We start from the raw sequence: 25,692 nt of genomic DNA, 5'->3' as shown, positions 1-25,692 counted from the left end.
TGAAGAAATAAGATGAAAACGAAGATCCTTGCTCTGACAGTGATCCTGTCTACTTTAGGTCTAGCAGGCTGTGCAGCCAACCCTTACGGTAATGCTTACAATGTTAACGATGCACGCCAAATGCAAGAAGTGTATTACGGCACAGTGCTACGTACTCAGGGTGTGACACTAAATGGTAATGGTAACGGTATTGGTACCCTTGCTGGCGGTGCGATTGGTGGCATCCTTGGCTCTGGTGTAGGCGGTGGTACTGGCTCACAAATCGCGGCCATCGGTGGCGCACTATTAGGCGGTTACCTAGGTAACGAAGCAGGTAATGAAGTGACTAAGCGTAATGGCGTCAACCTAACCATTAAGCTAGATAGTGGTCGTACCGTTTCTATTGTTCAGCAGGTGAACCCTAACGTGCTATTCCACGCTGGTGAGCGCGTACAAATCAACATCTCAGCGGATGGTACTTCCCGCGTCACCCCAGCATAAAGCAAAGAAATAGAAAAAGGCGCTCAATAGCGCCTTTTTTATTGTCTCTTTATATCAACACTTATCATCAACCACAGTGATCGTGGGCGCGTTGATCAAATTCATATTGTCAGGTGTGTCTGCTTCTTTATGGTTATCTTCGCTATGACAAATAGTAAAGTAGCCATCAAGCTTCACCGGCTTTAAGACATAAGGGCAAATCCCTTTTTGCCAAATTCGCTTATGTAATTGATACAGCTTATGTCGCCATCCACCCGCCGCATTATCATTATTGTCGGCAGACCCCTTGTCCGGGACTGACTTTTCTGCGCCAGCGGCTAAATCCGTATATATGACATAACAATGGCTATCTAAGATCTGCTTTTGCGATAAACCTGATAGATCTTTAAGTGAAAAGACCATCATGCCCATATTGAGTTGTAATTTACTGCCAGCCCAATCACTCCAAAAATGATTGCCTAACGCCAGCTTTTTCATATCTATTGGGTAGCGATACCAAGATTCTGGTGACGATAACGCACTCACAATGCCCTTTTCAGTTGCAGTGGGGTAGCCATTAGCAATTGAAATACCATCAACCGTAGCAGTGAGTGCTGTCTCTTTACCTTCAACCATGGCTTTAGCATTAACGGTTGCAGCTGTTGATTGCAATGTACCTGCCAGTTGATGTAAATCAGCTTTACGCGCATCTGATTGTATTTGCATAAATTTAGGCACTGCGACTACCGCGAGAATACCTAAAATCACAATCACAACTACGAGTTCAATCAGTGTAAAGCCTAATTTGTTTTTCACACTCAACGTCTACCAAAATACAAATATACCTTATGGGAATAATATTATATTTTAGCGGTGATATGAAAATATTTGATTATTTTTATTACAAAAAATGATTAAAAAAATCATTCATATTCCATTTAAACTTAATGAAAAATGAACACCTTATTTAACTACAAACCACATCGGTCAAAATAAAAGCGTTTTTTTACTCAAAAACAGCTGATTTTCGCTTTTAAGCAAAACTTAACCCCCATGTAGAAAAAAATAAATATCATACAAAAGGCATTTAACTGCACTAATTATGCATAATTATATTTTCCATATTCACTTTTTAAGCAGTTTTTATGTGATAAATCTTACCCAGTGATATCCGCAAGCTATTGTTATTACGAGTCATTATAATAATGCATAGAACTCTAATGAGTTATGCAGTCGACTTATTGTCGAAAATGACTGATCGAATAACGATACTGTTTTCCATATTTAGCACTAAAAATGGAACGTTTCATTCCGAAATTAACGTTTTTTTTTCATCAAAACAGTCGCATTATACACCTCGTTCAAGGGGCAAATGATTTCGCCCTCATATATAACTCTTAAACGTTAAGATTTATATATGAGTTATTTTTTAATTACTTCCCCCAATTAGAAAATAATAAGTAATAAGTTTAACGTTATTATTGAAATCACCTTTGAACATATTAATTGAATATCACGATAACAATTAAATCTTTATTAATTGTTATTATCTTTTAATCATAGGTGAATATATGTCATCAGATACTAGCACTAAAAAAATGGGTCTAGTCGGATTAACTGTTCTTGTAGCAGTTAATATGATGGGTTCAGGTATTATTATGCTACCAGCGAGCTTGGCTCAAGTTGGTGCAATCTCAATGCTATCTTGGGTAGTTACAGCATTAGGTGCAATGTGTATTGCTTACACGTTCGCTAAATGTGGTGCTTTCTGTAAACGTTCTGGCGGCATGTCAGCTTACGCGGAAGAAGCTCACGGCAAATCATCTTTCTTTATCTCTTCTTACACATACTACGTATGTCTTGTAATTAGTTGTGTAGCAATCGCCGTATCAGCTGTTGGTTACATCAAACCATTCATGCCTTGGTTAGATACACCAATGCACACTTTCTTCGGTGTGTGTGCAATCCTTATTCTAACTATGGTTGCTAACTTCGGTGGTCCTAAGATCACAGGTCAAATCTCAGCATTCACTGTTTGGGGTATCATCCTACCTGTACTAGGTCTATCAATCATCGGTTGGTGGTGGTTCGATCCACAAACTTTCATGAGCGCATGGAACCCACACCACGACACTACAATGCACTCTGTATCTTCAGGTATCGCACTGACTTTATGGGCATTCCTAGGTATTGAATCTGCGGGTGCTAACTCTGATGCAGTTGAAAACCCAGAGCGTAACGTACCACTAGCCGTTCTATTCGGTACAGGTTTCGCAGCGGTTATCTACATTGCTTCTACTGGTGTTATCCAAGGTATTATTCCTAACGCAGAACTAGCAGCATCTACTGCACCATTTGGCCTAGTATTTAGCCACATGTTTAACCCAACAGTAGGTAACATCGTTACACTAGCAGCAGTAATCGCATGTATCGGTTCGCTACTAGGTTGGCAGTTCACCAACGCTCAAGTATCTAAAGCTGCGGCAGATGAAGGTCTATTCCCTAAAATCTTCGCTAAAACAAACAAAGCAGGTGCGCCAATCGCTGGTATGTTAATCATGTTAGTTGCTGAACTTGCACTAGCGATGATGACAATTTCTCCAGACTTGATTAACCAGTTCAATGCGCTACTAAACCTAGCAGTATTTATCAACATGGTGCCTTACATCCTATCTATGACAGGTCTGGAAGTAATGCTACGCAAAAACATGGTTACACCAAAGCAATACCGCTTAGGCGCTGTTGTGGGTACGTTAGCAGTTATCTACAGTATCTACGGTGTATACGCTTGTGGTGCAACAGCAGTATTCGGCGGCACTATCTTGACTCTATTCGGTTACATCTTCTACGGCTTCATTGCTGCTCGTGATGTAAAAGAAGTAGAAGCTAAATAATTAAAGATTTAATAAATTCGATATTAAAGAAATTTATTAATAACAACCTAAAGGGATACGGGAATAAATAAAAATACGTCTCTTATTAAAATTCAAAATTAATAACCGACATTATTTATTCCCCTCCTGAAATATTCGGCACGACGTTTAATCACTACATAATTTTTATGTTGCGGACTTTCGTACCTGCCAACCAATCATTTTATTCAGGCGTTATTATGAACAATAGTACTAATAAAATGCGTGCACTCGTTATCGAGCACCAAAACATTATTCCAAACAGCTACGCTGACCGCGCGACTAAATCTCTTATTAAAGAGCTTTCTGACCGCACTATCGAAATCGTAACAGCAACTTCATACGAAGATGCACGTGCAGTAATCATGGCTTCTCAAATCGACAGCCTTGTACTTGCACTAGACAAAACTGAAGAGCAGATTGTTCAATCTCACGAAGAAGTTGATCTGTTAGCAGCACTACAAGCACGTCAACCAGAAGTGCCAGTATTCCTACTAGCAGAACGCGCACGTACTTCTATCCTAAACAACCGCCAGCTAATGGAACGTGTTGATGAGTGTTACTCAGTACTAGAAGACACTGCAGACTTCGTTGCAGGCCGTATCGTTGCAGCAATGCGTCGTTACCGCTCACAAGTGCTACCTCCTTTCATGAAAGCGATGATGCACTACAACGACATCCACGAGTACTCATGGTCTGCGCCTGGTCACCAAGGTGGTATCGGTTTCACTAAGACACCTGCTGGTAACCAGTTCTACAAGTTCTTCGGTGAGAACCTATTCCGTACAGATATGGGTATCGAACGTGCTTCTCTAGGTTCACTACTTGACCACAGCGGCGCATTCAAAGATTCAGAAGTTGAAGCATCTAAGATCTTCGGTGCACACCAATCTTACTCAGGTATCGTTGGTACTTCAGGTTCTAACCGTACAATCATGCAAGCATGTTTGAAAGATGACGACATCGCGATCATTGACCGTAACTGTCACAAATCAATCGAGCAAGGTCTGATCCTAACTGGCGCACGACCAATCTACATGGTTCCTAGCCGTAACTGCTACGGTATCATCGGTCCAATCAGCCAAGCTCAAATGAGCAAAGAAGGCATTGCTAAGAAAGCTGACGCTGCTGAAATCGCATTCAACGCTGATGAGAAGAAAGCAAGCTACGCTGTAGTAACTAACTGTACTTACGACGGTCTATGTTACCACTCAGAAGTGACTGAATCGCTACTAGCTGATAGCTCTAGCCGTATTCACATGGACGAAGCATGGTTCGGTTACGCTCGCTTCAACCCTATCTACAAGGGTCACTTTGCGATGCGTGGCGATGCGAAAGACCACGAAGGTCCAACAGTATTTGCGACTCACTCAACTCACAAGTTATTGAACGCACTATCTCAAGCTTCATACATCCACGTACGTAACGGTGAAGATGCAATCGACTTCGATCGCTTCAACCAAGCATACATGATGCACACATCTACATCGCCTCTATACGCAATCTGTGCGTCTAACGACATTGCGGCGAACATGATGAAGGGCGAGAGTGGTAAGACACTAACTGACGAAGTAAACCGCGAAGCGATCATCTTCCGTCAAAACATGCGTCAGCTATTCAACGACTACACAAGCGAAAACGACTGGTTCTTCAAGCCTTGGAACGCAGAAACTGTTACTGAAACTAACGGTGACAAAGTGAAGTTTGAAGATGCTTCTGTTGAAGCGCTAATGACTATCCAAGAAAACTGGAAACTAAACCCAGGCGACAAATGGCACGGTTTCGACGAGATCGACAATGACTGGTGTATGCTTGATCCAATCAAGGTTAGCCTACTAACTCCAGGACTTGACGACAAAGGTAACTTCCTAGAAACAGGTGTACCTGCAGCACTAGTTACTGCATACCTAAGCCGTTTCGGTATCGTACCTACTCGTACTACTGACTTCCAAGTAATGTTCCTATTCTCAATGGGTATTACTAAAGGTAAACGTGACACATTGATCAACACACTGTTGTCATTCAAGCGTCACTACGATGCGAACGCATCACTAGAAACCATTCTTCCAGAGCTAGTTGAATCTGCTCCAGAAGTTTACAAAGGTCTTGGTCTGAAAGATCTAGGTAACAAGATGTTTGAATACCTAGTACGTCACAACCCAAGCCAAGTACTAAACAAAGCTTACTCTACTCTTCCAGAAATGGACATGAAACCACGTACTGCTTACCAGCACATCGTGTCTAACGAAGTAGAGCTAGTACCATCGGATAAACTAGAAGGTCGTGTTGCAGCGCACTCAGTGATCCCTTACCCACCAGGCATCCCAATGCTAATGGGTGGTGAGAACTTCGGTGACGAAACAAGTCCTCAAATCCAGTACTTGAAAGCACTAGAAGCTTGGGATGCTGAATTCCCTGGTTTCGAACACGAAACAGAAGGTGCAGAGATCGAGAACGGTAAATACCACGTTCTATGTATCAAAAAATAAGCACTCGAATCGAATAATTCGATAACGTGACTACCCTAAATCCCCGCTCTTTGAGTGGGGATTTTTTTATTACTTACGACGACCCATACACTTTTCACCTATCCTATCCTTCAAACAGATAACCCCCTACCGATAGAAATCACAGGCAATAAAAAAGGCCGATATCACTATCGACCTCTTCACTACCTTAATGCTTAAGCATACTGCCCTGCTACATAACCTGAGCTCCATGCCCATTGGAAGTTATAGCCACCAAGCCAGCCACTGACATCCATCACTTCACCAGCAAAGAACAAACCTTTTACTTTCTTCGCTTCCATGGTTTTCGATGACAACTCATCAGTATCAACACCACCCAGTGTCACCTCTGCGGTGCGGTAGCCTTCAGTACCATTAGGGGCAATTTGCCATTGGTGGAAATATTCACTCAATAACGCAAGCTCTTTATGATTAAGCTGCTTTAACGGCTTATCTTCTACATCACCACGTTCAATCAAGGCTTCAATTAAACGCTTTGGCAATAAGCGAGACAGCGAGTTCTTTAAGCTTTGGTTTGGATGTGCTTCACGCATCTCATTGAGTGTATCTGCCAAGGTTAAATGTGGCAGTAAGTCTGCAGTGATCTTTTGTCCCGGCTTCCAGTATGACGATACCTGTAAGATCACAGGGCCTGACAAACCACGGTGGGTAAACAGTAAATTTTCTTTAAACGAGGTGCCATCTTCAGTTTCCACCACGGCTGGCACTGCAATACCAGATAAATCTGCTAACGCTTCTTTATCTTCAACATGCAACGTAAACGGCACAAGACCAGCAGTCGTTGGGATCATTTTCAAGCCAAACTGCTCAGCAATTTGATAACCAAATGGGGTTGCACCCAGTTTCGGCATGGATAAACCACCGGTTGCTACCACCAGCGATTCACAACTGACGGTGTCAGTATTAAACCCTAGAGTAAATCCAGATTCAGTCTTTTCAATACTATGAACATCCACTTGGTAACGCTGAGCAATATTTGGCATATCGCATTCAGCCAACAGCATTTGGACAATGTCTTTGGCGGAATCTAAGCAAAATAGCTGGCCATGATCGCGCTCTTCATAATCAATCCCATGCTGGCATACCATGCCAATAAAATCCCATTGGGTGTATTGAGATAGCGCAGATTTCACAAAATGCGGATTACGGCAAACATAGTTGTTCGCAGCCACATCCATATTGGTAAAGTTACAACGACCGCCACCTGAGATCAGGATTTTACGCCCTGGCTTCTTACCGTGATCGACCACTAATACAGAGCGACCACGCTTGCCAGCTTCTGCTGCACACATCAGCCCAGCCGCGCCAGCGCCAATAATGACGACATCGTATTTATTTGCCATGAATTACTCTCTGCCTTTCAAAAACACCAAGGAAAAACGAAAAAAGGATGCTAAACGCTAGCATCCTTTCTCTCTTGCGGCGGCTATTTTACCTACCTAATGGCGTAATACCAACCGTAATAATTTATCCTTACGCTTGCTGAACCCGCTCAATCGACGCCATGGCTGTGGCTGCCGCTTGTGGAATATCCAAGGTAGTGGTTGGGAACGCAAAGTCCGCACCGTGTGAGTGAACGATCTCCACAATTTTCAACATCACATCTTGTTGTACATCTTTATAGCGGATCCATTCCACGGTTTTAGTGAAGGTATACACCAAGATATTCAGCGATGAAGCACCATAAGTATCAAAGCTCACGATCAAGGTCTGACGGGTATCAATATCAGGGTGATTTTGCAGCATGGATTTAATATCACGCACAACATCTCCAACTACCGCTGCGTCACAGTAACGTAGACCGACACTTTGCTTAATACGGCGATTGAGCATACGAGAGGCGTTTTCTACCACCACTGAGCTAAATACCGAGTTCGGCACATACAAAGGACGCTTATCAAAGGTGCGGATAATGGTCATACGAAAACCAATTTTCTCTACCGTGCCTTCTATTTGGCGATCTGGGCTTCGGATCCAATCACCGACTTTAAATGGGCGATCAAAATACAGCATCATGCCACCGAAGAAATTAGCCAGTAGATCTTTGGCTGCCATACCGACCACTAAACCACCGACACCACCAAAGGTTAATAAACCCGATAAGCTCAAGCCGAGGTTTTGCATGGCAATTAAGCCACCAAACACCATTACGATCAGGCGTAATATCTTGGAAATCGCATTCACCGTGGTCGCATCACGCTGCGGACGGTTTTCCAATATGGTGTGCTCCATATTGGCAATTAGGCGAAACAGGGTCCAAACAATCGTCCAGATGATCAATAAATGGCGGATTGTTGATAATGAACTGCTGGAATACGTGGTTAAATTATCGACCAGAATGCCCAGTGACAGTAAGCCAGGCCATACCCAAATACATAAGGTGATTGGCGCACGAATAGCACTGATCAGCGCGTCATCCCAAATAAACTGGCTCTTTTCTGCCACGGAAGACAAACGACGTGATAATAGGATCCATCCACCCCATAACACCGAGCTTAATAGTAACAATAAGCCGATGTTATACATCCAATCGACAGATGCGCCTTTCTCTAAAGACGCCCACCAATGCATGAATTTTTCCATACCTTTCTGTTTCTCTATAGTTAGCGCAATGCATAAAAATAGGCTATGTGCATAGCCTATCAGTCATTATATATCGAGATCATACTAAACATCAGGCACAGCGCAAAGCCAGCCTAAAAGGTAGGTTTTTAGGTATCAGTCGAAGAGAGATCAGTAACCGAGGAAAGCCACAGCAAAAATCGAGATAAAGAAAGCAATCACAAAGGTACTGGCAAGGATGAAAAGTTTGCGCACTTTAATGCATTTAGCCATGAAGACCGGATCATGATGCTTTTTATATTGCTCACTACGAATATAGTGAAATAAGCGGATTTGCTTGCTGACATTACCTTGAGAAGAAAAAAAACCGCGTCCATCAACTTGTTGATAAAGCAAAGGATCGCACTCTCTCATCACTGCCAGCAAAGTACGTAATGTACTGATATAACGAGAAGTATTAACCACCGCCACTAAAAATAGCGCGAAAAGAAATGCATCACTACTCATCTTTTACTCTCCCAAAAATTTGATGATTCACTCACCGGGAGACAAGGGAGCCAAATTGGCTCCCTATCAATATTAGGCTTGTGAATCCATAACAGATGTAGACTCTGCTTTTGCCATTGCTGCTAAATCTTTATCAATAAAGAATAGTGCTTTACCGTCTTCACCGACTAATTCAATTTTGTCTAACACGCCTTTGAATAGCTTTTCTTCTTCGTGTTGCTCTGCCACATACCACTGCAAGAAGTTAAAAGTTGAGTAATCTTGCGTCGTGAATGCAACATGTGCTAACTCGTTAATTTTCTTGGTGATTAACTGCTCATGTTCATAAGTTTCACGGAACACATCACCTAACGAAGCAAACTCATGTTTAGGCGCTTCAATTGTACCTAAAATTGGCATGGCACCAGTTTCACTTACATAAGTAAACAAACGCTGCATGTGCTCCATTTCTTCAGCGGCATGGGCACGTAGAAACTCCGCAGCACCTTCAAAACCTTTATCTTCACACCATGCGCTCATTTGCAGGTACAGGTTTGAAGAGAAAAATTCCAAATTGATTTGCTCGTTTAGGTTATCCACCATAGCCTTGGCTAACATTGCACTACTCCTGTTTGTTTAAGTGTAATCAAGACATTGTCACTGCGCATTGTTTAGAATGCAACTAACGTAAAAAAAATACTGAGATAATTATCTTTAATTTTCATAAGATACGAAAATAACAACAAAAACGCTTTGTTGTTTGTGAAAAATAATTTACCGCAAAATACGCAACAAGATGCGACCAAACCGATATTTTTGCTCCATACTCAGTGCTACTATGAATCAAACCAATGAAGATGGAGTGTCAGCTAATGGTCTACAAACATATCCTTGCCGCCATTGATTTATCAGAAGATAGTGAAATCTTAGTCCAGAAAGCCGCACAACTTGCGCAAGCCTTGGATGCCAAATTATCGCTGATCCACATCGATGTAGATTATGCCGATCTCTACACTGGGCTGATTGATATTAATTTAGCAGAAATGCACGAACGTGCTGAAAGTGATGCTCAAGTGCAACTTCATCGTTTAGCACAAGAAGCCCATTATCCTGTTGCCCATACTTTGGTTGGCAGTGGCGATCTGAGTGAAGAAATTTGCAATGCGATTAAAAACCTAGATATCGACTTAGTGATCTGTGGTCACCATCAAGATTTCTGGAGCAAAATCCTATCTTCTACCCGTCAGCTATTAAGCCGCACTCCTGTCGACTTACTGATGGTACCGCTAAAATAATCCGACTTGTCATCCAGCAGCCAGATCCTTTGGCTGCTGCTCATACCTGTTACTTTCCGCTGTCACTGCCGTAGGCGATAACATTATCTTTGGTTACACTGAGCATCCTTAATTGATTGAACGGATGTTGTAACGAATGGGATATTTATCTGCTATCACCCTGTTGTGGGCGTTTTCTTTTAGCTTAATTGGCGTCTACCTTGCTGGTCAGGTTGATCCTTGGTTCTCCGTTCTCACCCGTGTCAGCCTTGCCGCACTCGTCTTTTTGCCATTTCTGCGCTTTAAACATATTCAGCCCAAATTAGCCCTCAAACTCATGGTCATTGGCGCGTTCCAACTTGGCATTATGTACTGCTTTTATTACCAATCTTTCTTGTATCTCACCGTACCTGAAGTGCTGCTATTTACCATTTTCACGCCGATTTACGTCACCTTGATTTATGATGCGCTGCACAAGCAGTTCTCACCTTGGTATCTATTAACGGCTGCCATTGCCGTACTGGGTGCCGCCGTTATTAAGTTTGAAGGCATTAACCAAGACTTCATCATTGGCTTTTTCATCGTTCAAGGCGCTAACCTGTGTTTTGCCATCGGACAAGTTGGCTATAAACGTATTATGGAACAAGAGAGCGCAGATCTACCGCAGCATACGGTGTTCGGTTGGTTCTACATCGGCGCAATTTGTGTCGCACTGCCGATGTTTCTACTATTTGGTAATACCGCAAAATTGCCAACCACAGACGTGCAATGGGGCGTGTTGATTTATCTTGGAGTCATTGCATCAGGCGTCGGTTATTTCATTTGGAATAAAGGGGCTACCCAAGTCAATGCGGGCGCACTGGCAATCATGAATAACGCATTAGTCCCTGCAGGATTGATTGTGAACATTGTGATTTGGAATCGAGATGTGGATTACCCGCGCTTACTTATCGGCGGTATCATTATCATGTTGTCACTGTGGATCAACGAAACTTGGGTTAAACGCAAAGCACAAGCTACCGCTTAATCCCCCTACTTCAGAGACAAAAAAGCCAGCATCAACACTGGCTTTTTAATGAATATTTATTACTTAGATAAAAGCAAACGCATCAGCAAACATGTGTTCGCGCTGGGCACCTTTCTCATTGCAGAAACGCTCACGCGCCGCACCTGCCATTTCAAAACGACCACACACATAGATGTCGTACGCTGATAGGCAAACAAAATCTTCTGCTACCGCATCCAATACGTTACCGACTTTGCCTGACCAATTTGCAGGAGCATTTTCAACCACTGGCACATAGGTAATGTTGCCGTGTTTTGCTGCTAAGGCCTGCATCTCTTCATTCGCATACAGCTGATCGATACCACGACCGCCCCAGTAAACGAAGATAGGCTGAGTTAAACCACGACTAATGCCGTTATCAAGCATGCTACGGATATAAGAAAAACCAGTACCACCTGCGATCATCAGTAGTGGACGCTCACTTTCATGGCGCAGCCATGCTTCACCGTGGGCTGCATCAACCACGACAGGCTCATTGCAATCTAATGCTGCTTTCATCGCTTCTACGACTTCTAATGCATACGCATTTTGCTCTGCCGCACCAATATGTAGCTCAAGCTCGCCTTCACGGCATGGGCTACTAGCAATTGAAAATGGACGTTTATCTTTCTCGCCCATTACCGCAAGCAGGTATTGTCCCGCTTTGAAATCAATCGCCTGCTCAGGCTTTAACAAAATGCGATACGTGTTCGCGGCTAAGGGTTGTACTGACTTTACTTCGCACTGGATAGACATGGTTTTCCTCTAGTCTAACGTTAACACCAAGTCACTTTCCGCTACCGCTTGGCAGGTAAAAATCCATCCTTCCGCTTGTTCTTTTTCAGTGAGCATTGGCGCTAACTGATAACTCACTTCACCGGATGTTTTACGGCACATACACATTGCACATGCCCCTACCTGACAGCGATTGGGAAAAGTAATGCCTGCGTCGAGCGCTGCTTGTAATACCGTTTGCTGCGTTGACGCAGTAAAGGTGATGTTGTTTGGCAACAGGCGTACTTGATACATAATTTTCTCTTACTACTGACTATTTGAAGCAGCAATAAATAATACTCACTCTACCGCTCAGTATAGCGATAAACCGTTACTTCTCGATCCCAAGTTGGTCCCAGATCGCATCTATTCTCGCGACAACTTGTGGATTCTTAACGATTGGGTTGCCCCATTCGCGTGCCACAGCATCAGGCCATTTATTAGTCGCATCTAATCCTAGCTTACTACTTTGGTCTAATGTTGACGCTAGCTGTACCGTATCACGGCTAGGATCCATACGTGTAGTGATCGCCCAAATAACATCGTTCCAATCACGCACGTTGACGTCTTGATCACACAAGATGACAAATTTTGCATCACTAAACTGCGCCATGAAGTCCCAAACACCTTGCATCACACGTTGCGCTTGATCTGCTTCGGTATTGGTAATACTTACAATCGCCATCTGCTGCTTACTTGCCGTCGGTAATTCAATATCAATGATCTCAGGGTAAGCGTCACGCAAAGCAGCAATGCCCGCTTCAACATCAAATTGCTCATCATATTTGGCTGCAATCAATGGTGTACTAGCAAGCTCAGCGTCCCATTTCACTGTTGCATCTAAGCCCATTTTAGAGCCAAGTCCAACCACAGGCGAAGCAAAATCTAACGAGTCAATTGGGGTGTTATCAATGAACAAGGTATCACGTACTGGCTCCATGTGAGTTGTCATCGCAGACACCACACTATCCCAATTACGAGCATCGACACTTTCATCACACACAACCACATACTTGGTGTACATGAACTGACGCAAGAAAGACCACACACCCATCATCACACGCTTTGCATGACCCGGATATTGCTTTTTCATCGTCACCACCGCCATGCGGTATGAACAACCTTCTGGTGGCAGGTAGAAATCAACGATCTCAGGAAATTGCTTTTGCAAAATCGGCACAAAAACTTCATTGAGTGCCACACCTAATACCGCAGGCTCATCGGGCGGACGACCAGTGTAAGTACTGTGATAAATCGGATCGTTACGCATGGTGATATGCGTGATGGTAAAGACGTGATGACGCTCTTTCTCGTTATAGTAACCCGTGTGATCGCCATAAGGACCTTCATCAGCAAACTCTTCAGGATCGATATAGCCTTCCATGACAATTTCAGCGCTTGCTGGCACATCTAAGTCATTGGTTAAACTTTTCACCACTTCAGTACGACGCCCACGCAGTAAGCCTGCAAAAGCATATTCAGATAAGGTATCTGGAATTGGCGTTACTGCGCCTAAAATCGTAGCAGGATCGGCACCAAAGGCGACCGTAATTGGGAATCTCTCACCCGGATGAGTTTCCATCCATTCACGTAAATCAAGCGCACCACCACGGTGAGCAAGCCAACGCATGATCACTTTGTTTTTCGCAATTTTTTGCTGACGATAAATTCCTAAGTTTTGGCGTTTTTTATGTGGGCCTTTCGTAATAGTTAAGCCCCATGTTAGCAATGGTGCCACATCATCAGGCCAACAGCTCATCACTGGGATTTTATCTAAATCAACCTCATCACCTTGCCACACAATTTCTTGGCACGGAGCATTACGCAGGCGTTTTACTGGCATGTTCAGCACTTGCTTAAATGCAGGGATCTTATCTAACGCTTCACGAAAACCACGAGGTGGCTCGGGCTCTTTTAAATACGCTAATAATTTACCAACTTCGCGCAGCTCTTTAACTTCTGTGCGCCCCATTCCCATCGCCACACGCTGTGGCGTACCAAACAAGTTGGCAAGCACTGGCATGTTGTAACCAATAGGATTTTCAAACAAAAGCGCAGGGCCACCAGCACGTAAAGTGCGATCGCTAATTTCTGTTATTTCTTGATCGGGATCGACTGCTTGCTTAATTCGCTTCAATTGCCCGTTCTGCTCTAAATAAGCAATGAAGTCTCGCAGATCCTTGAATTTCATATCTGATACCACGATTGAGCTACGCCATAACCGAAAATAACAGCGTAGTGATGAGAATGATTTTCGCTAGTATAACCAGTTGTAGAGGCTAAAACACCCGTTCTGCGGTCTAATTTCGCCACAAGATGTTTCAATTAAGCTGGCTATAACCCTAGTAAATAAAAGGGTTAAGGTTTAATTGCAGACACAGAGCCCATCGATAACAACTCTTCGATATGAGCACTCAGCTCGGGATCACTGCTGACAGTTAAGAGTTGCTGTAACCAGTGACTATGACCTTGCTTAAGCAAGTGAGGCGTGATCAACAAACGTTCTATTTCATTACCTAACTGGTTCTGTAAAAAGGTTTTGGCTGTATCTGGCAATGGCTTAAAACTGGTTAAAGCACGGTATGCAGGCTCTTTTAAAGAAGGGTTAGCCGTGGCTGCAATTAATTGGTTTACCACAAAATCAGAAGCCGTATTTTGAGATAAACGGTTTAATTCCGCCAAGCTGTATTGATCGGTACGGCGACGCCATAACACATCATATAACTTCGCATCATTAGAGTGTGCCGCTAAGGTGGCTAAGATGCTGTTATCTGGCAACCAAATCAGCTGAGGATCAGAATGAAATTGCTCAACTAGCGCATTAATCGCTGGCGGAGATAATTGCGGGATCGCACGTGCTATCACTTGGCTACGCTTCTGCTGCTGCTCTAAATCACCTTTTAGCCATTCAGATAACGTCAGTTTTCCACGCTCTAAGTTAATCACAGCACGCTGGCTCACTAAGTCTTTTTTCCATTCACGCAGCAGTCCGTTAGCTTGATTACTATAAAAGAAAGCCATGCGGCTAACGGTATAACCATCCCCTTGCTCGGTAATAGTAAACGGTGATTGTCGCTTCGCTTGAATTTTCAGCCATGCAATACGAGCGGTGTTAAAACTGCCAACTTCGCTAGCGTATTTGATCAATTGGCTACGAGCAACTTCTTGAGTTAATGGCGGGAGCTGATCAAGCAAAATTTCCAATGACTGAAAATCACTGTGATCATAATAAGGTTTGAGCGCTTCAATGTGAGCGACAAATTGTGGCATTTGCTTAATATGCTGGATTTTCGCTTCAGTTATTTCTGTTGCTGCAACAGGCTGTAATGCCGTGGCGATCAGCAAGCCTAACGCACACCAATGTCGTAACATAACGCCTCCCTAGCGAAATAACACGCTGCTTCCTTGCCCATACCATCGCAGTACAAGGTGATTTGTGTCAATAAAAAACGCCGCCCGTAGGCGACGTTTTCAAAATCTGTGACTCAGTACAGCGAATTATGATTTCTGACGACGCATCGCATCAAAGAATTCATCGTTAGTCTTCGTCATTGATAGTTTATCAATTAAGAATTCCATGCTGTCAGTTTCGCTCATTGGGTGAACGATCTTACGTAGGATCCACATCTTCTGTAGCTCATCAGCTTTCGCCAATAGCTCTTCACGACGAGTACCAGAGCGGTTGATATCGATAGCAGGGAATACACGTTTCTCAGCGATCTTGCGAGAAAGGTGAAGTTCCATGTTACCTGTACCTTTGAATTCTTCGTAGATAACTTCATCCATCTTAGAGCCAGTATCTACTAGCGCTGTTGCGATGATAGTTAAGCTACCGCCTTCTTCTACGTTACGTGCAGCACCGAAGAAACGCTTAGGACGGTGTAGCGCATTAGCATCAACACCACCGGTTAGTACCTTACCAGATGAAGGAATAACGGTGTTGTATGCACGTGCTAGACGTGTAATTGAGTCAAGTAGGATAACCACATCTTTCTTGTGCTCAACCAGACGTTTTGCTTTTTCAATTACCATTTCTGCCACTTGTACGTGACGAGATGCTGGCTCATCGAACGTTGATGCAATCACTTCACCTTTAACTAGGCGCTGCATCTCTGTTACTTCTTCAGGACGTTCGTCGATAAGCAATACCATCAACTCACACTCAGGGTGGTTGTGGGCAATACTTTGCGCAATGTTTTGAAGTAGCATAGTTTTACCCGCTTTTGGCGGAGCAACGATCAGACCACGTTGGCCTTTACCGATTGGTGATGCTAAATCAAGAACACGTGCGGTGATGTCTTCTGTAGAGCCGTTACCACGCTCCATACGCATACGAGAGTTTGCATGTAGCGGTGTAAGGTTTTCAAATAGGATCTTGTTGCGGGCGTTGTCTGGCTTGTCGTAGTTTACTTCGTTAACTTTCAGCAGTGCGAAGTAACGTTCGCCGTCTTTCGGTGGACGGATTTTTCCGGCAATAGTATCGCCAGTACGAAGGTTAAAACGACGGATTTGACTCGGAGATACGTAAATATCATCTGGGCCTGCAAGGTAAGAACTATCTGCGCTACGTAGGAAGCCGAAGCCATCTTGTAAAATTTCTAGAACACCATCGCCAAAAATATCCTCACCACTTTTCGCATGTTGCTTGAGGATGGAGAAGATGATGTCTTGCTTTCTCAAGCGGGCAAGGTTTTCTAATCCTAAACTTTCGCCAAGTGCAACCAACTTAGAAATCGGTTGGCTCTTCAGTTCTGTAAGGTTCATAGTGGTGGGTTTCTTGTCTGTCAAAATCGGGGTTCTATATTAGTTGAGATAAAGATGACCATTAGGGCTTGGTCAAGAAATGAACGAAAATGTAATTTCTGTGCGCTAAGGTAACACTAAACGTTCTATCCGTCTAGCATAGACGTTAGACAAACCATGCACAACTTAGAAATTGTCCATGGTTTGTAATAATTGCACTTAAAGGTTCGCGTCTAGGAATTCTTTAAGCTGAGTTTTCGACAATGCACCAACTTTCGTTGCCGCTACACCACCGTCTTTGAACAGTAGTAATGTCGGGATACCACGAATACCAAATTTTGGTGGGGTACCCGCATTCTGATCGATATTTAATTTACCGATAGTCAGTTTGCCTTCGTATTCATCAGCGATTTCGTCAAGAATCGGGGCAATCATTTTACATGGACCACACCATTCAGCCCAAAAATCGACTAATACAGGGCCAGCAGCATTGATAACATCAGTGTCAAAACTCGCATCTGTAAGCTGCACAATCTTGTCGCTCATCTTCCACTCCAACAGTTGATTTTGTTAGCCGATCTTATTTTGACCAGCAAATCGATCTCCTATTTGAATGGAATACGTTTCGTATTGCAACCCTAAGCTGATATTCTATAGCAATGAAGACGACTCACATCACAGAGCAGAAATTTGCCGAGCTAGGGTTAAACCCTCTAGTTTTAAAAGGATTGGAAGATAAAGGGTTCCATAATTGTACCCCGATCCAAGCCTTGGCATTGCCAGTTATGCTCTCTGGCCACGACATTGCGGGACAGGCTCAAACAGGTACGGGTAAAACCATTGCCTTCCTAACCGCTACTTTTAACCACTTACTGGAGACTGCAGCGCCTGCGCATCGCAAAACCAATCAACCGCGTGCCATTATCATGGCGCCAACGCGTGAATTGGCGATCCAAATTTATAACGACGCATCTTCTCTGATTGCGAGCACAGGTCTTAAGGCTGGTCTTGCTTACGGCGGCGAACCTTACGAGAAGCAAAAAGCGATCCTTGATGAAGGCGTAGATATCTTGATCGGTACGTGTGGCCGTATTATTGATTTCTACAAACAGCGCGTTATTGAGCTAAATAGCATTCAAGTTGTTGTGCTTGATGAAGCTGATCGCATGTTCGATCTTGGCTTTATTAAAGACATCCGCTTCTTGTTCCGCCGTATGCCAGCACCAACTGAGCGTTTAAGCTTATTGTTCTCAGCAACTCTATCATACCGAGTGAAAGAGCTTGCGTTTGAACACATGAATAGCCCTGAAAGCGTGATTGTTGAGCCTGAGCAAAAAACAGGTCACCGCATTCAAGAAGAGCTGTTCTACCCTTCAAACCAAGAAAAAATGCGTTTGCTACAAACGTTAATCGAAGAAGAATGGCCAGAACGTGCAATTATCTTCGCTAACACTAAGCACCGCTGTGAAGATATTTGGGGTCACCTTGCTGCTGACGGTCACCGTGTTGGTCTTTTGACTGGCGATGTACCACAGAAAAAACGTGAGCGTATCCTTGATCAATTCACAAAAGGTGATATTGATATCTTAGTGGCGACTGACGTTGCAGCCCGTGGTCTACATATTCCTGCAGTAACGCATGTATTTAACTACGATCTGCCAGACGATGCAGAAGATTACGTACACCGCATAGGTCGTACTGGTCGTGCAGGCGCAAGCGGTCACTCTATCAGCTTTGCTTGTGAAGAATATGCGATTAACTTACCGGCGATCGAAACCTACATCGAACACGGTATTCCACAATCAAAATATGATTCCGATGCATTGCTAGAAGATCTACCAGCTCCGATCCGCTTACAGCGTAATCCGCGCCAAGGTAGTCGCCGTAATACTCAACGCCAAGGCCAAGGTCAGGGGCAACAACGTTCGCGTAATAATCGCCGTCGTCCCCAAAACAATAAGCCTGCATAATAATTAGAAGTAACTATGTCTATGGAAAGAAATTCAGTATCACCGCTTTATGCCGCTATCGATTTAGGCTCAAACAGTTTCCACATGTGGATCGTGCGCGAAGTGAATGGCAGTGTTCAGACGTTGGCAAAAATTAAACGTAAAGTGCGTTTAGCTGCCGGTCTTAACAGCCAGAACGTACTCAGTGAAGAAGCGATGCAGCGCGGTCTAGACTGCTTAGCGCTATTTGCCGAACGCTTACAAGATATCAAAGCAGATCATATCCGTATCGTCGGTACAGCTGCGCTACGCACAGCGGTGAACGCAGAAGAATTTCTTTCCAAGGCGAAAACGATCCTTGGTTATCCGGTCAACATTATTCCCGGTGAAGAAGAAGCCCGCATTATCTATCAAGGTGTAGCGCATACCTCTGGTGGTAGTGATAAACGCTTAGTGGTCGATATTGGTGGCGCCAGTACCGAAGTGATCATCGGTGAAGGGTTTGATTCAAGTGCCCTTACTAGCCTTAAAATTGGCTGTGTCACTTGGCTGGAGCGCTACTTTAAAGATCGCAGCTTGACCTCTGCAAACTTCGATGCAGCGATCAATGGTGCAAAAGAAGCCATTGAACCTATCATCAACCGTTACACTGCGCTGGGCTGGGAAAGCTGTGTGGGTGCCAGTGGTACCGTTCAAGCACTACAAGAAATCATGCTTGCACAAGGGATGGATGAAATTATCACCCTGCAAAAGCTAAAGCGTTTACAACGTCAAGCGATGCAATATGAACGTCTAGAAGATCTTGATATTGAAGGTCTCACCCTTGAACGTGCCTTGGTATTCCCTAGTGGTTTGTCGATTTTAATCGCACTATTTGAGTCATTAAAAATCGAATCTATGACCTTAGCCGGTGGCGCACTGCGTGAAGGTATGGTGTATGAAATGATGGATCAAATGCGTCATCATGATGTCTGTACCCGTACCATTGAGAGTGTCCAACAACGCTTCCAAATTGATACCGAACATGCCGATATTGTCAACGACATGGCAATGTCGATGTTAAGCCAATGCCCTAATTGGCAACTTGAACCACAAGCACAAAACATCTTGGAAGCGGCAGTAAAACTGCACGAAATCGGCGCCAGCATTGAGTTTAAGAAAAGCGCAGAGCATGCGGCTTATCTAATCAAGCACCTTGATTTACCTGGTTTTACCCGTGCGCAGCGTAACTTGCTGGCTGAGATCTTGCGTCGTTACACAGGGCCGCTTACCAGCTTACCTGAACAACATGCGTTATCAGCGCAAAGTGCAGCCCGTTTACTGCGTCTATTACGTATTGCGGTGATTGTTTGTCATCGTCGTGATACCTGCTGTTTACCGCCATTTAGCCTGCAAGTTGACGGGGAAAAAATCACCCTGCTATTGCCTGCCAAATGGTTGATCAACAACCCACTGACCCGCAGTGAACTGCACCAAGAAGCGACCCGTCAAACTGACATGGGTTGGCCAATGGTAGTAACGTCACAAGACTAAGTATCAAATACGATCAAAAAAGGCTCCGTTAGGAGCCTTTTCTTTATCTCAATTAGTGTTAGAAAATATCAGCGTTAACAACCATCTTCTTGAGTAGAAATTTTCTTAGATAGCACTTGCTGAGTGCCTTCATCCATTTTGGCAGAATAATATGCAAAGCACTTATCTTGCAGGGTTTTACCTTGCGGTATGATTGCCAACGACCAGCCATCCGTCTCAGGAAACACCTTACCAGGGCGAATTTGATCAATCACACAGAACTCAGCATCAGTACAAGGTGTTGTCTCAACCTTATCTTGACTAGAACCTTTTGCGGTACCTAAGTACTTAAAATCCTGCGTCATGATCGTCATCAATCCATCATGATCATCACCTGCTGTCCACTTAGCACGCGGCACACCAAAGTAGCTAAAGATTTTATTACCATCCACATCGACTTCTACACCGTATTGGTGCTCTTTGCCTTGCATAATGGCTTTGTATTCCACCAAATCAATCACGGTACGCAAACTACCAGCAATGCCGTTTAGCGACGCTTTGGTTGCATCTGATGAAATAGATAAAAATCGCGGGGCTGCAGTGACGGCGAGAATGCCTAAAATGACAATCACGATAACCAATTCGATGAGGCTAAATCCTTTTGACTGGCGAGTTATCACCCCGTATCTATCCATGAATACTGCTCTCTACACTAATTGCATGCAGCAAGTGACCATCCTCAGTCACTCACTGCACGTGTTACATTAACCTGTAATACCGCTATGACGCAGCATTGCATCTAGCTCTGGCTCTCGACCACGGAAGCGTTTGAATAGCGCCATTGGCTCTTCACTACCACCTTGCTCAAGGATACAAGTTAAGAAGTCTTGTCCTGTTAGCGGATTGAAAATTCCTTCCTCTTCAAAGCGTGAGAACGCATCAGAAGACAATAATTCCGCCCACAAGTAGCTGTAATAGCCTGCGCTGTAGCCACCAGCAAAAATATGACTAAAGCTGTGTGGGAAGCGTCCCCATTCTGGGCTTGGTACTACAGATACACGAGATTTCACTTTAAATAAGGTATCTAACACCTGTGCACCCACTTCTGGATCGTATTCGGTGTATAGCGTGAAATCGAACAGACCAAACTCAAGCTGACGTAGAATAAACATCGCTGATTGGAAGTTCTTCGCCGCCAGCATCTTATCCAGCATTGCTTTTGGCAGTGGCTCGCCTGTTTCATAATGACCAGAAATAAACGCTAGCGCTTCCTCTTCCCAACACCAATTTTCTAAGAACTGGCTTGGTAGCTCTACCGCATCCCATGGCACACCGTTGATACCCGAAACGGCTGCAACATCCACTTGCGTTAACATGTGGTGGATACCGTGACCTGTTTCGTGGAATAAGGTTACCACCTCATTATGGGTAAATAGCGCAGGCTTATCACCCACAGGACGGTTAAAGTTACAGGTTAGGTAAGCGACTGGCGTTTGTAAGCTACCGTCAATACGTGTACGACGTACCACACATTCATCCATCCATGCACCGCCACGCTTGTGCTCACGAGCGTAGAGATCAAGGTAGAAACTGCCACGTAGTGTGCCTTTATTGTCGAAGATATCGTAAAACTTCACCGACTCATGCCACACTTCCACACCATCACGCTGTTTGATCTCAAGACCAAATACACGCTTAAGCACTTCAAATAGACCAGCTACCACTTTCTTCTCAGGAAAATATGGGCGAAGCTCTTCATCCGAAATGCTGTAACGGTGTTGTTTTAACTTCTCTGAGTAGTATGCAAAATCCCACGGCTCTAATGTTTCAACACCGAACTCGTTACGAGCATAGTCACGAAGCTCAGCCACTTCACGCTCACCTTGTGGTTTCGCGCGATCAGCTAAATCATTTAAAAAGCCAAGTACTTGCTCTGTGGATTCCGCCATTTTTGTTGCCAGTGATTTTTCACTGTAGCTATTAAAACCAAGCATACGTGCAAGCTCATGGCTTAGTTTTAACTTCTCAGCAATCACTTCGGTATTATCGAACTCACCAGCATTAGGACCACGATCTGATGCACGGGTACCGAACGCTTCATACATTTCAGCACGTAGCTCACGATTATCACAGTAGGTCATAACTGGCAGGTAAGATGGCATATCTAGGGTAAATAAATAGCCCTCTTCGCCTTTCGCTTCTGCGTTAGCTTTTGCTGCGAGCAATACTGACTCAGGTAGACCGCTTAGCTGCTCAACATCTGTGATCACTTTGCTCCACGCCATGGTGGCATCAAGTACATTGTTGCTGAACTTAGAAGATAGCTCAGATAAACGCTTGCTGATCTCACCGTAGCGAGCTTGCTCTTGAGCTGGCAAACCAATACCTGATAGCTCAAATTCTTTTAAGGCATCTTTGATTGATTTTTGCTGTGCTTTGCTAAGCTCAGCAAATTTGTCGCTTGCTTTTAGTGCTTTATACGCTTCGTATAAGCCTTTGTGCTGACCTAGCCAAGTGCTGTAATCAGACAGTAATGGTAGGCAACTTTCATACGCTTCACGCAGCTCAGGGCTGTTTTTCACCCCGTTCAGGTGTCCAACCGGTGACCAGATACGACTTAAGCGATCATCCGTTTCAGCTAATGGCGCACAAATGGTTTCCCACGTCGGCTCTGCCATTTCCATCAATACGGATTCAACGTTTTCACGGCAATCTGCAATGGCTTTTTCTACCGCAGGTTTAATGTGCTCAGGTTTGATGTGAGCAAACGGTGGCAAATCTGTCATCGTCAATAATGGGTTGGACATAAGCGTTTCCTTTATTTTTATCTTATTCTTAACATGCGCCCACCATGGGTAAATTTCAATCCTTAGCGCTATTTACGGAGTGAAAATTATTAGCAATACGGCATTTCACATCCAATGAAAAACCGAAAGCGTCGCACCATAGTTGGATAATAGTTGAGAATTAACGATAATACGGCGCTATAACCCTTCCTTTATATACTGATAGAGACTGATTTCATGCTGAGTTATCGTCACAGCTTCCACGCAGGCAACCATGCCGATGTGGTTAAACACATTGTTCAAAGCTTAATTCTGGATGCACTCAAGCAAAAAGATAAACCTTTCGTCTATCACGATACCCACTCTGGTGTTGGTCGTTACGATCTACAAGATGAGCGCAGCGAAAAAACCGGTGAGTTTAAGCAAGGTATCGCCCGTATTTGGTCTCGTGATGATATGCCAGCAGAAATTGCTAGCTACATTGAGGCAATCAAAGCCCTAAACGACGGTGAAGAGTTACGTTACTACCCAGGTTCACCAAAAGTGGCACGAGCGCAAATCCGCGACCAAGACCGCATGGTGTTAACTGAGCTACACCCAAGTGATTTCCCACTGTTACTGCAAGAGTTCCGTGGCGATCGCCAAGTAAAAATCTACAAAGAAGATGCGTTTGCTCGCCTAAAAGCCAGCTTGCCGCCAAAAGAGCGTCGTGGTGTGGTACTTATTGATCCCCCTTACGAGCTAAAGCACGAATACCAAGATGTAGTAAAAGCGATCAAGCAAAGCCACCAGCGTTGGGCAACGGGTACCTATGCGATTTGGTACCCTGTGGTTTATCGCGAGACCATCGATAAGATGCTCCAAGGTTTAAAAGATCTAGAGATCCGTAAAATCCTGCAAATCGAATTAGGTGTCGAACCTGATAGTGAAGAGCGTGGCATGACAGCATCAGGCATGATTGTGATCAACCCACCATGGAAGCTGGAAAGCCAAATGCGTGAAATTCTGCCTTGGTTACAACAAGCGATTGCACCCAATCATGGTCATCACACCGTTGAATGGATTGTGCCAGAGTAAGCCGTTCACCCCAGCAAAATATAGGCGGAGCCCTCCGCCTGTATCAAATAATTCGTGCCACAATCCCAATTCTCGATGAATTTATAGCAAATCAATCGTATTTTTCGATTTTAAAACCTCGTCAGACACCCCAATCTTTATTACACTAGGTCAATAGCTCGTATTGAACATCAAAAAGAATTAACGGAGTAAAGTCATGGCAAAGCATTTTGATTACATCTGTATCGGCGGTGGTAGCGGCGGTATTGCATCGGCAAACCGTGCTGCAATGTATGGTGCGAAAGTAGCGCTTATCGAAGCAAAAGCACTGGGCGGTACATGTGTAAACGTGGGTTGTGTGCCTAAAAAAGTCATGTGGCACGGCGCTCAAATCGCTGAAGCTATGCACCTTTACGCAAAAGATTACGGCTTCAATGTCGATGTGAAAGGGTTTGACTGGAGCAAATTGGTTGAAAGCCGTGAAGCATACATCAGCCGTATCCACACTTCTTACGACAACGTACTAGGCAATAACAAAGTTGAAGTGATCAACGGTTTTGCCCATTTCGTTGACGAGAAAACAGTAGAAGTTAACGGTGAGCACTACACGGCTGATCACATTCTTATTGCTGTTGGTGGTCGTCCATCCATTCCTGCCATCCAAGGCGCACACTACGGTATCGACTCTAACGGTTTCTTTGAACTAAAAGAACAACCAAAACGTGCCGCTATCATTGGTGCAGGTTATATCGCAGTTGAAATCGCAGGTGTATTAAATGCACTAGGTACAGATACTCATCTGTTCGTACGTAAAGAATCACCATTACGTAGCTTCGATCCAATGATTGTAGATACGCTAGTTGAAGTGATGGCAGCTGAAGGTCCATCACTACATACGCACTCTGTGCCAAAAGAAGTAGTGAAAGAAAAAGACGGCTCAATCACGCTGTACTTTGAAAACGGTGAATCACACAACACTGACGTACTGATCTGGGCTATCGGTCGTGAGCCAACCACTGATGCTATTAACCTAGCCGCTGCGGGTGTGGAAACCAATAACCGTGGTTTCATCAAAGTCGATGAATACCAACAAACTAACGTTCCTGGTATCTACTGTGTCGGCGATATCATGGAAGGTGGTATCGAGCTAACACCTGTTGCTGTTAAAGCAGGTCGCCAGCTTTCTGAGCGTCTATTTAACAACAAACCTGATGCGAAGATGGACTACAAATTAGTTCCAACAGTGGTATTTAGTCACCCACCAATCGGTACTATCGGTCTTACTGAAGCGGAAGCGATTGAGCAATACGGCGAAGAAAACGTGAAAGTGTACAAGTCAGGCTTCACAGCAATGTACACAGCGGTTACTGCGCACCGTCAACCATGTAAGATGAAGCTGATCTGTGCCGGCGATGACGAGAAAGTAGTCGGTCTACACGGTATTGGTTTCGCGGTTGACGAAATGATCCAAGGCTTTGGTGTCGCGATGAAGATGGGCGCAACGAAAGCTGATTTTGATAGCGTTGTGGCTATTCACCCAACAGGCTCAGAGGAATTCGTTACCATGCGCTAAGCATTAAAACGAACCTAATATAGATAAGGCGAT

General features: G+C 44.1%; 22 protein-coding genes. 9 read left to right on the top strand and 13 right to left on the bottom strand.

Annotated features, from left to right (window positions below):
• Window positions 1-12 precede the first annotated feature (12 nt).
• The gene (locus tag Q7657_RS09175; RefSeq protein ID WP_008988242.1) at window positions 13-480 is read left to right on the top strand and encodes an outer membrane lipoprotein; all 468 of its coding nucleotides are present in this window, start codon (window positions 13-15) and stop codon (window positions 478-480) included.
• A 54-nt stretch (window positions 481-534) separates the two neighbouring features.
• Here the strand turns inward: Q7657_RS09175 and Q7657_RS09170 are convergent, their stop codons facing one another.
• The gene (locus tag Q7657_RS09170) at window positions 535-1,275 is read right to left on the bottom strand and encodes a type II secretion system protein (RefSeq protein ID WP_107166754.1); all 741 of its coding nucleotides are present in this window, start codon (window positions 1,273-1,275) and stop codon (window positions 535-537) included.
• 755 nt (window positions 1,276-2,030) lie between these two features.
• On the opposite strand from Q7657_RS09170, the gene potE reads away from it, so the two are divergent.
• Both potE and adiA read left to right on the top strand, forming a co-directional pair.
• Entirely contained in the window at window positions 2,031-3,353 is a 1,323-nt protein-coding gene (gene potE / locus Q7657_RS09165) for a putrescine-ornithine antiporter (RefSeq protein ID WP_107166755.1), read from the top strand.
• A 218-nt stretch (window positions 3,354-3,571) separates the two neighbouring features.
• Window positions 3,572-5,860, top strand: coding sequence for an arginine decarboxylase (gene adiA, locus Q7657_RS09160; protein WP_107166756.1), 2,289 nt, complete (start codon window positions 3,572-3,574; stop codon window positions 5,858-5,860).
• A 194-nt stretch (window positions 5,861-6,054) separates the two neighbouring features.
• Here the strand turns inward: adiA and Q7657_RS09155 are convergent, their stop codons facing one another.
• The 4 genes from Q7657_RS09155 to ftnA form a co-directional block, all read right to left on the bottom strand.
• Window positions 6,055-7,242, bottom strand: a complete 1,188-nt coding sequence (locus Q7657_RS09155) for a BaiN/RdsA family NAD(P)/FAD-dependent oxidoreductase (RefSeq protein ID WP_107166757.1) — start codon at window positions 7,240-7,242, stop codon at window positions 6,055-6,057.
• A 130-nt stretch (window positions 7,243-7,372) separates the two neighbouring features.
• Complete coding sequence (locus Q7657_RS09150) at window positions 7,373-8,482, bottom strand: mechanosensitive ion channel family protein (protein ID WP_107166758.1); 1,110 nt, start codon at window positions 8,480-8,482, stop codon at window positions 7,373-7,375.
• Window positions 8,483-8,632: 150 nt separating this feature from the next.
• Window positions 8,633-8,968, bottom strand: a complete 336-nt coding sequence (gene uspB / locus Q7657_RS09145; RefSeq protein ID WP_053987395.1) for a universal stress protein UspB — start codon at window positions 8,966-8,968, stop codon at window positions 8,633-8,635.
• Between the two features lie 72 nt (window positions 8,969-9,040).
• A complete protein-coding gene (ftnA, locus tag Q7657_RS09140) occupies window positions 9,041-9,565 on the bottom strand; it encodes a non-heme ferritin (protein WP_045068246.1) in 525 nt (174 codons plus the stop codon).
• A 254-nt stretch (window positions 9,566-9,819) separates the two neighbouring features.
• On the opposite strand from ftnA, the gene Q7657_RS09135 reads away from it, so the two are divergent.
• Window positions 9,820-10,242, top strand: a complete 423-nt coding sequence (locus tag Q7657_RS09135; RefSeq protein ID WP_045068248.1) for a universal stress protein — start codon at window positions 9,820-9,822, stop codon at window positions 10,240-10,242.
• 136 nt (window positions 10,243-10,378) lie between these two features.
• Window positions 10,379-11,248, top strand: a complete 870-nt coding sequence (locus Q7657_RS09130) for a carboxylate/amino acid/amine transporter (RefSeq protein ID WP_107166759.1) — start codon at window positions 10,379-10,381, stop codon at window positions 11,246-11,248.
• A gap of 63 nt (window positions 11,249-11,311) precedes the next feature.
• On the opposite strand, the gene fre is transcribed toward Q7657_RS09130, so the two are convergent.
• From fre to trxA, 6 genes are all read right to left on the bottom strand, one after another.
• On the bottom strand, window positions 11,312-12,022 hold the full coding sequence (fre, locus tag Q7657_RS09125) for an NAD(P)H-flavin reductase (RefSeq protein WP_107166760.1): 711 nt from the start codon (window positions 12,020-12,022) through the stop codon (window positions 11,312-11,314).
• 9 nt (window positions 12,023-12,031) lie between these two features.
• Entirely contained in the window at window positions 12,032-12,298 is a 267-nt protein-coding gene (locus tag Q7657_RS09120) for a 2Fe-2S iron-sulfur cluster-binding protein (RefSeq protein ID WP_181319886.1), read from the bottom strand.
• A 73-nt stretch (window positions 12,299-12,371) separates the two neighbouring features.
• The gene (gene ubiD, locus Q7657_RS09115; protein WP_107166762.1) at window positions 12,372-14,231 is read right to left on the bottom strand and encodes a 4-hydroxy-3-polyprenylbenzoate decarboxylase; all 1,860 of its coding nucleotides are present in this window, start codon (window positions 14,229-14,231) and stop codon (window positions 12,372-12,374) included.
• Window positions 14,232-14,398: 167 nt separating this feature from the next.
• Window positions 14,399-15,412: a hypothetical protein gene (locus Q7657_RS09110; protein WP_107166763.1), complete on the bottom strand. Its 1,014-nt coding sequence runs from the start codon at window positions 15,410-15,412 to the stop codon at window positions 14,399-14,401.
• A gap of 126 nt (window positions 15,413-15,538) precedes the next feature.
• Window positions 15,539-16,804, bottom strand: coding sequence for a transcription termination factor Rho (rho, locus tag Q7657_RS09105; protein WP_008988260.1), 1,266 nt, complete (start codon window positions 16,802-16,804; stop codon window positions 15,539-15,541).
• Between the two features lie 198 nt (window positions 16,805-17,002).
• Complete coding sequence (gene trxA, locus Q7657_RS09100) at window positions 17,003-17,329, bottom strand: thioredoxin TrxA (RefSeq protein WP_008988261.1); 327 nt, start codon at window positions 17,327-17,329, stop codon at window positions 17,003-17,005.
• A gap of 113 nt (window positions 17,330-17,442) precedes the next feature.
• Here trxA and rhlB point away from each other — a divergent pair, with 113 nt between their 5' ends.
• Window positions 17,443-18,753 carry an ATP-dependent RNA helicase RhlB gene (gene rhlB, locus Q7657_RS09095; protein WP_107166764.1) on the top strand — a complete coding sequence of 437 codons (1,311 nt, stop codon included), beginning with the start codon at window positions 17,443-17,445 and terminating at the stop codon, window positions 18,751-18,753.
• Between the two features lie 21 nt (window positions 18,754-18,774).
• Window positions 18,775-20,265: a guanosine-5'-triphosphate,3'-diphosphate diphosphatase gene (gene gppA, locus Q7657_RS09090; RefSeq protein ID WP_107166782.1), complete on the top strand. Its 1,491-nt coding sequence runs from the start codon at window positions 18,775-18,777 to the stop codon at window positions 20,263-20,265.
• 74 nt (window positions 20,266-20,339) lie between these two features.
• On the opposite strand, the gene Q7657_RS09085 is transcribed toward gppA, so the two are convergent.
• Window positions 20,340-20,939, bottom strand: a complete 600-nt coding sequence (locus Q7657_RS09085; RefSeq protein ID WP_107166765.1) for a type II secretion system protein — start codon at window positions 20,937-20,939, stop codon at window positions 20,340-20,342.
• Window positions 20,940-21,008: 69 nt separating this feature from the next.
• Window positions 21,009-23,051, bottom strand: coding sequence for an oligopeptidase A (gene prlC / locus Q7657_RS09080; RefSeq protein ID WP_107166766.1), 2,043 nt, complete (start codon window positions 23,049-23,051; stop codon window positions 21,009-21,011).
• A gap of 216 nt (window positions 23,052-23,267) precedes the next feature.
• On the opposite strand from prlC, the gene Q7657_RS09075 reads away from it, so the two are divergent.
• Both Q7657_RS09075 and gorA read left to right on the top strand, forming a co-directional pair.
• On the top strand, window positions 23,268-24,107 hold the full coding sequence (locus tag Q7657_RS09075) for a 23S rRNA (adenine(2030)-N(6))-methyltransferase RlmJ (RefSeq protein WP_107166767.1): 840 nt from the start codon (window positions 23,268-23,270) through the stop codon (window positions 24,105-24,107).
• Window positions 24,108-24,303: 196 nt separating this feature from the next.
• Window positions 24,304-25,659: a glutathione-disulfide reductase gene (gene gorA, locus Q7657_RS09070; RefSeq protein WP_008988267.1), complete on the top strand. Its 1,356-nt coding sequence runs from the start codon at window positions 24,304-24,306 to the stop codon at window positions 25,657-25,659.
• The last annotated feature ends 33 nt before the right edge of the window (window positions 25,660-25,692 follow it).

The sequence above is a fragment of the Candidatus Photobacterium acropomis genome (assembly GCF_030685555.1).
GTDB lineage: Bacteria > Pseudomonadota > Gammaproteobacteria > Enterobacterales > Vibrionaceae > Photobacterium > Photobacterium lucens.
This window is presented reverse-complemented; position numbering and strand designations above follow the sequence as displayed.

What these genes read in the sequence shown, in the direction of transcription:
- Q7657_RS09175 (WP_008988242.1), top strand. Translation starts at nt 13, where the DNA reads ATGAAAACGAAGATCCTTGCTCTGACAGTGATCCTGTCTACTTTAGGT.
- potE (WP_107166755.1), top strand. Translation starts at nt 2,031, where the DNA reads ATGTCATCAGATACTAGCACTAAAAAAATGGGTCTAGTCGGATTAACT.
- adiA (WP_107166756.1), top strand. Translation starts at nt 3,572, where the DNA reads ATGAACAATAGTACTAATAAAATGCGTGCACTCGTTATCGAGCACCAA.
- Q7657_RS09155 (WP_107166757.1), bottom strand. Translation starts at nt 7,242, where the DNA reads ATGGCAAATAAATACGATGTCGTCATTATTGGCGCTGGCGCGGCTGGG.
- Q7657_RS09150 (WP_107166758.1), bottom strand. Translation starts at nt 8,482, where the DNA reads ATGGAAAAATTCATGCATTGGTGGGCGTCTTTAGAGAAAGGCGCATCT.
- uspB (WP_053987395.1), bottom strand. Translation starts at nt 8,968, where the DNA reads ATGAGTAGTGATGCATTTCTTTTCGCGCTATTTTTAGTGGCGGTGGTT.
- ftnA (WP_045068246.1), bottom strand. Translation starts at nt 9,565, where the DNA reads ATGTTAGCCAAGGCTATGGTGGATAACCTAAACGAGCAAATCAATTTG.
- Q7657_RS09135 (WP_045068248.1), top strand. Translation starts at nt 9,820, where the DNA reads ATGGTCTACAAACATATCCTTGCCGCCATTGATTTATCAGAAGATAGT.
- Q7657_RS09130 (WP_107166759.1), top strand. Translation starts at nt 10,379, where the DNA reads ATGGGATATTTATCTGCTATCACCCTGTTGTGGGCGTTTTCTTTTAGC.
- fre (WP_107166760.1), bottom strand. Translation starts at nt 12,022, where the DNA reads ATGTCTATCCAGTGCGAAGTAAAGTCAGTACAACCCTTAGCCGCGAAC.
- ubiD (WP_107166762.1), bottom strand. Translation starts at nt 14,231, where the DNA reads ATGAAATTCAAGGATCTGCGAGACTTCATTGCTTATTTAGAGCAGAAC.
- Q7657_RS09110 (WP_107166763.1), bottom strand. Translation starts at nt 15,412, where the DNA reads ATGTTACGACATTGGTGTGCGTTAGGCTTGCTGATCGCCACGGCATTA.
- rho (WP_008988260.1), bottom strand. Translation starts at nt 16,804, where the DNA reads ATGAACCTTACAGAACTGAAGAGCCAACCGATTTCTAAGTTGGTTGCA.
- trxA (WP_008988261.1), bottom strand. Translation starts at nt 17,329, where the DNA reads ATGAGCGACAAGATTGTGCAGCTTACAGATGCGAGTTTTGACACTGAT.
- rhlB (WP_107166764.1), top strand. Translation starts at nt 17,443, where the DNA reads ATGAAGACGACTCACATCACAGAGCAGAAATTTGCCGAGCTAGGGTTA.
- gppA (WP_107166782.1), top strand. Translation starts at nt 18,775, where the DNA reads ATGGAAAGAAATTCAGTATCACCGCTTTATGCCGCTATCGATTTAGGC.
- Q7657_RS09085 (WP_107166765.1), bottom strand. Translation starts at nt 20,939, where the DNA reads ATGGATAGATACGGGGTGATAACTCGCCAGTCAAAAGGATTTAGCCTC.
- prlC (WP_107166766.1), bottom strand. Translation starts at nt 23,051, where the DNA reads ATGTCCAACCCATTATTGACGATGACAGATTTGCCACCGTTTGCTCAC.
- Q7657_RS09075 (WP_107166767.1), top strand. Translation starts at nt 23,268, where the DNA reads ATGCTGAGTTATCGTCACAGCTTCCACGCAGGCAACCATGCCGATGTG.
- gorA (WP_008988267.1), top strand. Translation starts at nt 24,304, where the DNA reads ATGGCAAAGCATTTTGATTACATCTGTATCGGCGGTGGTAGCGGCGGT.